The organism is Pseudomonas turukhanskensis (genome assembly GCF_027922365.1).
Classification (GTDB): domain Bacteria; phylum Pseudomonadota; class Gammaproteobacteria; order Pseudomonadales; family Pseudomonadaceae; genus Aquipseudomonas; species Aquipseudomonas turukhanskensis.
In genome coordinates, this window is the sequence record NZ_BSFN01000014.1 from 108,743 (window position 1) to 119,672 (window position 10,930).

The 10,930-nt window shown below is 50.7% G+C and carries 8 protein-coding genes and 1 pseudogene; 7 read left to right on the forward strand and 2 right to left on the reverse strand.

Features of this window, described 5'->3' with window-relative positions:
- Positions 1-66: 66 nt before the first annotated feature.
- The 7 genes from PKE98_RS19845 to PKE98_RS19875 all read left to right on the forward strand — a co-directional run bounded on the left by PKE98_RS19845 (position 67) and on the right by PKE98_RS19875 (position 10,035).
- Positions 67-1,683, forward strand: a complete 1,617-nt coding sequence (locus tag PKE98_RS19845; protein WP_271197041.1) for a long-chain-fatty-acid--CoA ligase — start codon at positions 67-69, stop codon at positions 1,681-1,683.
- Positions 1,684-1,786: 103 nt separating this feature from the next.
- Positions 1,787-2,476 (forward strand): OmpW/AlkL family protein, encoded by a 690-nt coding sequence (locus tag PKE98_RS19850; RefSeq protein ID WP_271197042.1) that lies wholly within the window; start codon positions 1,787-1,789, stop codon positions 2,474-2,476.
- Positions 2,477-3,586: 1,110 nt separating this feature from the next.
- The gene (locus PKE98_RS27225) at positions 3,587-4,141 is read left to right on the forward strand and encodes a methyl-accepting chemotaxis protein (protein ID WP_373877890.1); all 555 of its coding nucleotides are present in this window, start codon (positions 3,587-3,589) and stop codon (positions 4,139-4,141) included.
- A 522-nt stretch (positions 4,142-4,663) separates the two neighbouring features.
- Positions 4,664-5,353 (forward strand): patatin-like phospholipase family protein, encoded by a 690-nt coding sequence (locus PKE98_RS19860; RefSeq protein WP_271197044.1) that lies wholly within the window; start codon positions 4,664-4,666, stop codon positions 5,351-5,353.
- A gap of 17 nt (positions 5,354-5,370) precedes the next feature.
- Positions 5,371-5,700 carry a patatin-like phospholipase family protein gene (locus tag PKE98_RS19865; RefSeq protein WP_271197045.1) on the forward strand — a complete coding sequence of 110 codons (330 nt, stop codon included), beginning with the start codon at positions 5,371-5,373 and terminating at the stop codon, positions 5,698-5,700.
- The gene (locus tag PKE98_RS19870) at positions 5,693-6,769 is read left to right on the forward strand and encodes an efflux RND transporter periplasmic adaptor subunit (protein WP_271197046.1); all 1,077 of its coding nucleotides are present in this window, start codon (positions 5,693-5,695) and stop codon (positions 6,767-6,769) included. The genes PKE98_RS19865 and PKE98_RS19870 overlap by 8 nt, the downstream gene beginning before the upstream one ends.
- Complete coding sequence (locus tag PKE98_RS19875) at positions 6,766-10,035, forward strand: efflux RND transporter permease subunit (protein ID WP_271197047.1); 3,270 nt, start codon at positions 6,766-6,768, stop codon at positions 10,033-10,035. Before PKE98_RS19870 ends, PKE98_RS19875 begins: the two co-directional genes overlap by 4 nt.
- A 265-nt stretch (positions 10,036-10,300) precedes the next feature.
- Here the strand turns inward: PKE98_RS19875 and PKE98_RS19880 are convergent.
- A pseudogene (locus PKE98_RS19880) lies at positions 10,301-10,576 on the reverse strand (ATP-binding protein); the annotation flags it as partial.
- Positions 10,577-10,609: 33 nt separating this feature from the next.
- Positions 10,610-10,930, reverse strand: a 321-nt coding sequence (locus tag PKE98_RS19885) for a transposase domain-containing protein (protein ID WP_271197048.1), incomplete at its 5' end; no start/stop codon positions are given.

Sequence of the window (10,930 nt, forward strand, 5' to 3'; positions counted from 1 at the left end):
TATGAGCAAGCGTTTTACTGAAGTAACTGCTATAAATATGTTTAATCGTCGATCTGGAACCGCGCTATGATTGGTAATATGATGCATAAGCAGTTGATCATTAGTTCACTTATTGATCATGCTGAGCGATACCATGGTAATACAGAGGTAGTTTCTGTTGAAACTTCTGGCGAAGTAACAAGGACGTATTGGTCTGGGGTGGCACAGCGTGCCCGTAAGCTTGCGTCCGCACTAGGAAAAATGGGGCTCACACAAAGTGATCGTTGTGCAACCATTGCCTGGAACAATGTTCGCCATCTTGAGATTTACTTCGGTATTTCAGGTGCTGGGATGGTGTGCCATACAATCAACCCTAGGCTATTCAAAGAGCAGATCGCTTATGTGATAAATCATGCGGAGGACGAAGTAGTATTCTTTGATGAGACATTCTTGCCTATAATTGCTGAGTTGGATGGGCTATTAACAACGGCCAAAGCCTTTGTCTTGATGGGTTGTGCAGATTTACAAGCTTCCGCGAAGATACCAGGATTGCTTTTCTACGAAGATCTGATTCGACAAGGTGATGATGACTATGTATGGCCTGATGTCGATGAAAGTCAGGCTTCTAGTCTCTGTTATACTTCGGGTACTACGGGAAATCCTAAGGGCGTACTTTACTCACACCGCTCCACAGTTCTACATTCGATGACGACTGCAATGCCAGATACGCTAAATTTGTCTGCGCGAGATACAATTTTACCAGTCGTTCCGATGTTTCATGTAAATGCGTGGGGTATTCCATACTCAGCTGCTATGGTGGGTGCAAAATTAGTTCTTCCGGGCCCTGCGCTTGATGGCGCTAGCTTAGCGAAGCTAATTGACCAGGAACGTGTCAGTATTGCTCTTGGAGTGCCTGTTATTTGGCAGGGGTTGTTAGCCTCCTTAGCAGAAAGTGGATCGAAAGCAGAAAGCCTTACTCGAACTGTTGTAGGAGGCTCAGCGTGCCCTCCATCTATGATTAAAGAATTTAACGATCTATATGGTATTGAAGTTATTCATGCTTGGGGTATGACTGAGCTTTCGCCATTTGGTACGGCAAATACGCTGCTCGGGCATCAAGTGAATTTGCCATTGGATATAAAACTTGCATTGCGCCAAACCCAGGGGCGTCCACCTTATGGTGTCGAACTCAAGATAGTTGATGATGAGGGTGCCACACTGCCTGAAGATGGTGTCATCAAAGGCAATCTTATCGTTCGAGGTCATTGGGTTATTAAAGATTATTTTCGTAGCACTATTGGTACAACCCTGTCGAATGGATGGTTTCCAACTGGTGATGTGGCCACTATTGATCACGATGGATTCATGACGATTTGTGATCGTGCAAAGGATATCATAAAGTCCGGTGGCGAGTGGATTAGTACAGTAGAGTTAGAAGGTATTGCGATTTCGCATCCAGCGATAGTTGATGCTGCAGTCATAGCGGTAAAGCACGAAAAGTGGGATGAACGTCCGCTTCTTGTTGTAGTCAGAGCCCCAGATTCAAGTCTTACGGACAATGATTTGCTTTATTATTTCGAAGGAAAAGTGGCTAAATGGCAAATTCCTGATGCTGTAATATTTGTTGATGAGTTGCCGCGCAATGGAACTGGTAAAATTCTGAAGAATCGTTTGCGTGAGAGATACGCTGATATTCTAGCGTGACACTTTCGCTGCGTACTCAGGCTGATTTTTTGAAAGTCAGTCTCTGTGAAAGGTAGTGATTTGTTTCATAAGTTTACTTTTATAATAAAAATGGAGAGGCATCATGAGTCCAGCTTTTGTGAAAAATATCTCAATGTGGATTTCGGTAAGTGGTTCTGTGTTAGGTGCCGCCGACGCGTTGTCAGGCGAAACCTATTCGAGAGGAGCTGGTTACAATAAGGGCGACTGGGTTGCAAGCTTAAACCTGTCTAAAGTTTATGTCGACGAGACATTGGGGCCGTTAAATGTAGGCGGGTCTACTGTGCCTAGTGCTGCTGTAAGCATTGGCAATGACACAACAGTTACTTTTGATATTGCCTACTTTATTACTGATAAGGTGGCGCTGGATCTTTTTGTGGGAGTTCCAGCTAGAGCTAAGTTTCAAGGTGAAGGCTCCATCTCCGCGCTGGAACGAGTCAGTGAAGTTGACTATGGTCCTGCAATTTTATCACTCCAATATCATTTCGATAATTTCGAACGATTTCATCCATATGTTGGGCTTGGTGTCGGGCGGGTATTTTTCTTTGACAAAACTGATGGCGCCTTGACTTCATTTGATATCGAAGACAAATGGGCGCCTGCTGTTCAGGTCGGCCTTAGGTATGACTTTGGTAACTCATGGATGGTAAATTCAGATATACGCTATATTCCGTTTGAAACTGATGTCTCTGGCACACTTGGATCGGCGCCTGTTTCTACCAAGATCGAGGTTGATCCTTTCATTCTGAGCGTCGGTGCATCATATATGTTCTGATTGTTTATTGTTGTTCATTTAACAGCATTCTTTAGGTTGAAAAGAGTGCTGTTAAATTTATTTTTGAGATAAAAATATTTAACTTTTGTGGTGTTTGTTTAACTCTATATTTCTTGTGGTGGAGGGGGCGTGAGTATCAATAGTTCGCTACGGCATCGTTTTTTATTGATTGTTGCTATGGCAGTGTTTTTGTTTTTGGTTGCGCTGTTTGGTATGCGATTAATGTATAAGTTGACTGAGTTCTCTTATTATGAAAGGGAGCATGTTGTTGCCTTAAGTAATGTACATTATGAGTTGCAGAAAAAAGAAGCAAACATTATTTATATAATGGAGCAGGTTCGGAGGGCGCGCAGGCAAACTGTATCTGTAAATGGTATGTGGGAGGGTGACAAAGCTCTTTTAAAATTATTAGGGAAGGGGTTGATCCTAGAGCTTTCTGATACTTCATCAGAAAGGCTTGGGCAGTTCGTTGAGTATGCAAGTGGTATTTATAAAGATAGGATTTCTTCTGAGCAGATTAAGGAAATGAAACGGCTTGTGAGTTGGTCGTATAATAACTCTGATCGCTTTGGGGTTGAGCTTGCAGATATTTCGCGACGTGTTAAATCTTATGTATTTTTCACTTTTGTAGTAATTAATGGTCTCTTCTTTTTCATTATTTATCTTCTTATGAAGAGAACCCTTGAGTCGATGACTGGAATGATTCATGTGATGGATGGCATGTCAAAAGGTGATCTTACATACTGTGCTGCACCGAGAAATGATGAAATAGGTAAAATGCAGTTATCCGTCATGGCTATGGCTGCTGGAGTGCGCGCCTTGATTGAATCAATAAAAAACGTACAAGTTGATCTGTCTAATTCAGCACTTGAGGCTTTAAGGGTTTCACAGGGTACGTCTAGTGATCTATGTAAACAGTCAGCTAAGGTTGACGAATTTGTCAGTGCATTATCACAGATTTCTTCCGCAATAACGGAAACATCCAATGCGGCAAATAAGTCTGAAGTACTGTCATCTGAGGGGCAGCGGTTGGCGGTTCTTGGTCAAGAGTCTATTGGTAACGCTGTCTCATCTATAAATGCTCTGTCAGAATGGGTTAATGATTCATGTATGGCTATTAAGTGCATTGAAACTGATATTGCAAAAATAGGTACAATTGTTGATATTATTGATCAAATCACAGATCAAACAAATCTTCTGGCTTTAAATGCGGCAATTGAGGCGGCACATGCCGGCGAGGCTGGGAAAGGATTTGCTGTTGTAGCTGATGAAGTTAGAAGCTTAGCTCAGCGTACAAATAATTCCACCTATGAAATACAGGCAATGATCGCGTCTTTAAATAAAAGCATATTAGTTGCTCTCGATGTAATTAAAAACTGTGTGGTTGAGTCAGAAAATAGTGTCGTTGCAGCTGGCGAAGCTAGTAGATCAATTTATGAGATTGTAGATTCTGTATCCAAAATAATGTTGCAGATTTCACAAGTTGCAACCGCTTCAGAAGAACAGAGCGCAGTTGTAGAAGATATGTTGGGTAATGCGAATGTTATTAGAGACATTGCTGCGGGGGTTGAGCTGGGTAGTGTCAGGATAACGGAAGTAAATCAATCTTTAGTTAAATTGGCTGGCAGTTTGGGTGGGGCTGTAGAGGTATTTAAGTTAGATTGATTTTAGATTGCTCTGTAATTTTTAAAAGTGCGGTTTTTAAGGCTTCGTGTCGACCGTACCTAGATGCTGCGTGTGGCGGCGGTTGTTTCCGATTTTGGCCTATGAGCATTAGTAACGTGCAAGGCTAAAGACAGCGGCACCGAGCGGCCTTAGCGAACGGGTGTGGAAGTCACAATTCAAGTCTAGCGTGGCCGTGCCTGTGGTTGTCAATGTGACAGCCATAAAATTCGTCTACAAATCAGCGACTCACAAGAATTGCCATCCTGCAAAATAAACAGGTACCCCTGTGGGTGAACTAATGTTGTCAGCGGTGCTGAGTATAGGTTCATTAATCGTCGTGTTTGTGTACGGCGCTCCGATTTTGAAGGGACTGCCTTTTATTTGGTCTGCTTGGCTTCATCGATGCCATTCCTGGCAGTATCTGGTTGTTTAACTACATCTGGCCCAGCGGCAGCAAGGAATGAATAGACAAAATGTCAGCCGAGTTATTTGTCACGAGCGTTAGATCAGAAGGATAACGACATGACCTCTTCGCAGGATACGGACCATTCCGACTGCGGTGTAGTACCAGGGCAATCACGTAAAGTAGGCCTGGCGCTGGGCAGCGGTTCGGCGCGTGGGCTCGCTCATATTGGTGTGATTCGTGCCATCGAAGCAGCCGGCATCGAAGTGGACGTCATCGCTGGCACCAGTATCGGTGCACTGATCGGGGCGATCCAGGCTGCCGGCCAACTGGAAGAACTGGAAACCACCTTTCAGTCGTTCGACTGGAAAATGACGGCTTCTTTCTTCGATGTAGTGTTGCCTAGGTCGGGCTTGCTCGACGGTGCGAAAGTTAGCGCCTTGCTACGCGCGCACGTTCAGGCCAAGCCTATCGAGGCATTGCCTACGCCCTTTGCCTGCGTTGCAACCGATATCGTCAACGGCGAGGAGATCGTGATCCGCTCGGGCGACCTGATCGAGGCTGTGCGTGCAAGCGTCTCGGTACCCGGCATCTTCACCCCGGTGCGCAGCAACGGTCGGATTCTGGTAGATGGCGGACTCACCAATCCCGTGCCGATAAGCGTCGTGCGCGCTATGGGAGCCGGCCTGGTGATCGCAGTCGACCTCAATCAACAATCGTCCCCGGAAAGAACTTCAAACTGGTGCAGGATTGTGATGCTTCGACCAGTACAGGAGACGGTCCGGCAGACAAGTTTTCACGTTGGGTAGGTGACTATCGGCTAAGCATGACGGATATCAAGCGCAAGTTGATTGCTGGGGATGATTCCGTCTCGATGCAATTCAGGACATGGCTTTCCCAGGAACCGCTGCCCAATATTTTCGACGTGTTGCTAGCCTCGATTAACATCATGGAAACGAGAATCACACAATCGCGCTTGAGCTTGGATCGACCGGATTTGCTCATCCAGCCTCCGGTGGGACACATCCGTTTTCTGGACTTCGGGCACGCCGAGGAAATTATTGCCATCGGTTATGAACACACTCAGCGGCAATTGGCCTCACTATCACCCCATATCTTGCGAAGCCTGCAAAAAAGGAACACCCCCTGTGAATAGAGCCATCCACACCATACTGCTGGTATTGACTTCTGGCGTGCTGGCAGGATGCGGGCAGTCTGCGGATATGCCTTCAACTGTAGGTCTAAAAATCTGGAATCTGAGTACTTTTACAGTGGCTGCTGTCGATGTCCCTATTGACTACACGACCGTCGGCTCCGTGGTGTCCGACCAGCGCATAGAGGTCACGTCCAAGGTGAGTGGTTACATTCATGAGTTGCAGGTGCGGGAGGGTGACCGGGTGCAGCGTGGAGAAATCATTGCCAAACTCGATGGTGCCAACATCGAAGGTGACATCCGCCAGAGCAGGGCGGAACTTAGTGCGGCCAACTCAGCCTTTGCCGATGCCCAGATCGATTTCGAGCGTTTTAAGCGCCTCTATGAGCGGGGTTATATTTCCGAGTATGAGTGGCGCAAGATCCGCCTTAAGCGTGATGTTGCCAAAGAGTTACTGAATCAGGCGCAAGCCGTGCAGGAGACGGTGGATGCACAGCGCGCCTACATCGAAATAAGGAGTCCAGGTGACGGCGTGGTGGTGGCTCGCTTGAAGCGTGCCGGCGATATGGCCCAGCCGGGCGAACCGATGCTCATCCTGGAGGTAGGCCGTACCTTGCTGTTCGACACGTCTGTCAGCGAAGCCCATGTTGCTGCGATTGCAGTAGGGAGTTCGGTACGCGTGAAGATCGATGTGCTGCCTCAGGTGCTACAAGGTATGGTAAGCCGTATCGTGCCCTCGGGTGACCCGGTCAGCCGCAGCTATCAGCTGAAAATCGCGCTGCCCAATACCAAGAACCTGCTGCCGGGCATGTTCGGCCGTGCCAGTTTTGTCATCGGGGACAGCCAGGCTGTGCTAATTCCGCCGCAGGCGCTGGTGGAACGAGGTGGACTGCGCGGAGTGTTCCTGGTTGACGACGCAGGGCTGGCAAGTTTTCGCTGGTTACGCACGGGCCGCGAGTGGCCCAAGGGTATTGAGGTCGCAGCAGGCCTTCTGGTGGGTGAACAGATAGTCGCAGTGGTCGCTCCTGGCCTGCGCGAAGGTGACCGCATCACTAGTGCTGAACATCCATGAGCCAGCGCAAAGTCAATATCGCCGGGCACTTGGCCGAAATCTTCGTCACCTCAAAACTGACTCTACTATTCATGCTTGCCTGCGCCGTGCTCGGCATGCTGGCCATCCTTCTCACGCCACGCGAGGAAAACCCGCAAATCATCGTCCCCGGTGCGCAGGTGCGGGTATTGCTACCTGGTGCTTCCGCTGTTGAGGTGGAGCAACTGGTGATTCGTCCGCTGGAAGACATCGTCAAGCAAGTCCCCGGCGTCGACCATACCTTCGCTACATCGATGAACTCCGTCGGCTTTCTTACCGTGCAGTTCGAGGTAGGTCAGGACAAGGAAAAATCCTTGGTCAAGCTCTACGACCGGATTCTCAGTCAGCGCGATCGTCTGCCCGCCGATGCCAGTGCACCACTCATTGTTAGCGTGGACGTGGATGACGTACCCATCGTAACGGTGACTCTGGCCTCGCAAACGTATGATGATTACGCTTTGAAGCGGTTGGCTGATCGCTTGCTTGACGGCTTACGCAGTCTGGAGTCAGTTTCCGCGACCTATATCAAGGGCGGACGCGACCGGGAGGTACGCGTGGAGCTTGAGCCGGATAGCTTGGAGGCGTTCGCCGTAACCGTCGATCAGGTTCGCGCTTTCCTTACCACTGCCAATGTCTCGGCTCCCTTGGGGAGTGTGGTGCAGCAGGGCCATAATCGCAGTGTATTTCTCGATGGCTATCTCACCTCAGAGGATGACCTGAAACAATTAATTGTTGGTAGTCATGCTGGTCGGCCCATTTACCTTGACGATGTAGCGGTCATCGTTGACGGCCCGGCCGAGGAACGCACTCAGCTGTCACGTTTTACCTTCGGCCCTGCAGACCCGCGTTTTGGCAAAAGTTCGGATCCTGAAATGCCTGCAGTTGCTCTAGCGGTTGCCAAAAAACCTGGCACCAACGCGGTGGTTGTCGCTGACGAGGTACTCGCCCGCATCGAGCGAATGCGGCAACAGTTTATCCCCGCTGGGGTGGAACTCGTGGTTACCCGTAACGATGGTCAAAAAGCTGATGCCGCCGTGAATGTGTTGATTGAGCACTTGGGTATCGCGGTCTTTTCAGTTTTTCTGGTCATGGTGCTTTTTCTCGGTCTGAAGGAAGCCTTAATCGTGGGCCTTAGCGTCCCCCTGATTTTGGGGCTGACCCTGGGCGTGAATTACCTGTTCGGCCCCACCATCAACCGTCTGACTCTATTCGCCCTGATACTGTCTCTCGGCCTGCTGGTGGATGCGGCCATCGTGGTTATTGAAAATATCCACCGACGCTACGCTCATCTGGGACGGCGTGACAAACGTGCGGTCACGGTACAGGCTACCAATGAAATTGGTAGTCCTACGAATCTGGCGACCATCGCCGTGATGTTGGTATTTATCTCGCTGATGATGGTAACCGGTATGCTCGGGCAATATTTCTACCCGATTGCTTTCACCGTGCCCGTTGCCATGCTGGCCTCGCTGTTGGTGGCCTATACCATTACCCCCTGGGCTGCCAACCGCTGGCTCCAGCCTGGCGAGGGACATGATCTTGAAGATCACAACAGCAAGGATCGGTTACACCGTTTCTACCACGCCCTGATGACACCGCTGATCGATCGTCCGCGGTTGCGTCGCGGCGTTCTGCTGGGCGTGGCTACTGCTATCCTGCTTTCTCTGCTGCAACCGGCGTGGCAGTTCATGCGCCCTGCGGGAATAAGCGGAGCGCAGTCCTGGCTTGGCGTCGAGATGGCCATGCTGCCAAAGGACAACAAGAACACCTTCAATATTGCCCTTGCCATGCCCGAGAGCAGCCCGCTAGAAACCACCGACCGGGTCGTACGAGAGATCGGTGCCGTATTGCGGCAAAACACTTTTATCCTTAACTATCAGAGCTGGCTCGGTGAGGCCGGTGTGGTCGACTTCAATGGCCTACTGCGCGGCACCGGCAACAAGACCGGGCCACACATTGCGGAAATACGGGTTAACCTGATTGATAAGACAAGGCGCAGCACGACGTCAATTGAAATTGTCCGAGATCTGCGTCAAAGCCTTCTGGCCATTCAGTCACGCTACCCCGGTAGCGTCATCCAGTTGCTTGAGGATTCCCCTGGGCCGCCAGTGCGCGCCATGGTCATGGCCGAAATCTACGGGTCAGACCTGGCGCAACTTAGGGCGATCGGCAAGCAAGTCGAAGAGGCTTTCAGGGCTACTTACGACATGGTCGAGGTGAATGACTCCGAACCGGATGATGTACCGGAGTATCGGCTGGTGGTGGACCGGGAAAAAGCTGCACTGTCCGGTGTGACCACCGCCGAGGTAGCGATTGCCTTGCGGCGTCTGCTGGACGGTGAAGAGCTCGGGCGAGTGCACATTGCCGGAGAAAAGAACGCCGTTCCCATCCGTCTGAAAATTCCTCGCCGTCACCAAATCGACCCGGCATTGTTGTCGCGGATTCACCTGGCTGGTCGGGAGGGTAAAAGCGTGCCCTTGTCCGGACTGGTTCGTATCGAGTCGACCCTGACCGAACGTCCCATCCAGCACAAAGACGGCGAGCGCGTCCTGTATGTCGGCGGTGAGCTTGTCAGTACAGCCCCAGTATTTGCCGTATTGGATCTGGACCGGCGGCTGGACGGTTTGCTGCTTGCCAACGACGAACGCCTGGGCACCGGGAATTTGCGTCTTACTCCTGCGGTGCCTGACACCATCGATGGTTACCATCTGCTGTGGGATGGAGAAATACGCATGACGCTGGATACTTATCGCGACATGCTCGGCGCACTGGGGCTGGCTCTTACGCTCATTTATCTAATGCTGGTGGCCTACTATCAGTCCTTCGCCATCCCTCTGGTTGCCATGGCTGCGATTCCTTTGGGGCTGGTGGGTATCTTTCCGGGGCACTGGCTAATGGGTCAATCCTTCACCGCCACTTCCCTGATCGGAGTCATCGCCCTGGCTGGAGTGGTGGTGCGAAACTCGCTGCTGATCATAGACTTTGTGCTCGATTATCGGCACCAGGGTATGAGCTTGCGCAAAGCCATCCTGGAAGCAGGGGCGGTGCGTCTGCGTCCTATTCTTCTGACTGCATTGGCGATCATCTTTGGCAGCATGATCATGCTTAGCGACCCGGTATTTGGTGGGCTGGCGATTTCTCTGATCTTCGGCACACTGTCCGCGACGATACTTACGTTGATCGTGGTACCGATTCTACTTTATCGACTGCTTAGGCCGCATTCTCCCAGTGAGAGTGCGACCGTGTGAACATTAATCCGATCAGACTGCCGCGAAGACTTCACCATGTTCGAGTCCAATAATCCGCCTGTTAGATGAGGTGTTGGCGCTGATAAAAAATTGACCCACCCTGCCGATTGAAATTTGACCCAGGGCGGATTGCTGATTTCTGTATCAGCAACTGTGGATAAGTCTATCAGTGCAGCTGCTCTTGAACCCACCCCTTCGCTAGCCCAGTTCAGTTGTTGAAGACCTGCCGCATGCCGTCATGCAGCAAGCCACCCGTTCGGCATGGTCAAAACGGTTCGTCGTCCTTCGGTTCCTGATTGCCCTTATGTTTTCGCTCCCTTGACTTGATCTTTGCCTGAGCCGCCAAGCTGCTGTGTTGCAGGCGGTAGGACTCGTGGCCCGTTTCGACGATGTGGCAGTGGTGCGTAAGGCGATCCAGCAGGGCTGTGGTCATCTTGGCGTCGCCGAACACGCTCGACCATTCGGCGAAGCTCAGGTTGGTCGTGATCACCACGCTGGTGTGCTCGTACAGCTTGGAAAGCAGGTGAAGCGTATGCGATCCACGAACCCCACCTGTTAAACGATGGGTGTTCGTTTAGCGTGACAGGGCTGGCGTGTAGTTCCACGGCAACAGCGCGTTGTAGTCCTCGACGGCCTTGGCGTGGGGTAGGTGCTCGAGGATGTGGCGCAGGTAGGTGTAGGGCTCCTGGCCGTTGGCCTTGGCGGTTTCCACCAAGCTGTAGAGCTGAGCACTGGCGGTGTCGCCCTTGGGCGTGTCGCTGAACAGCCAGTTCTTACGCTTATGCCAATCTTGGCATAAGTCTACAAGTGGCGGCGGGAAATCCAGGAGACGGTGGCCGGTGCCAAGGTCTGGGTGCTCAACGGCCCGGACACGCTGGTCAAACTGCTGAAGCTG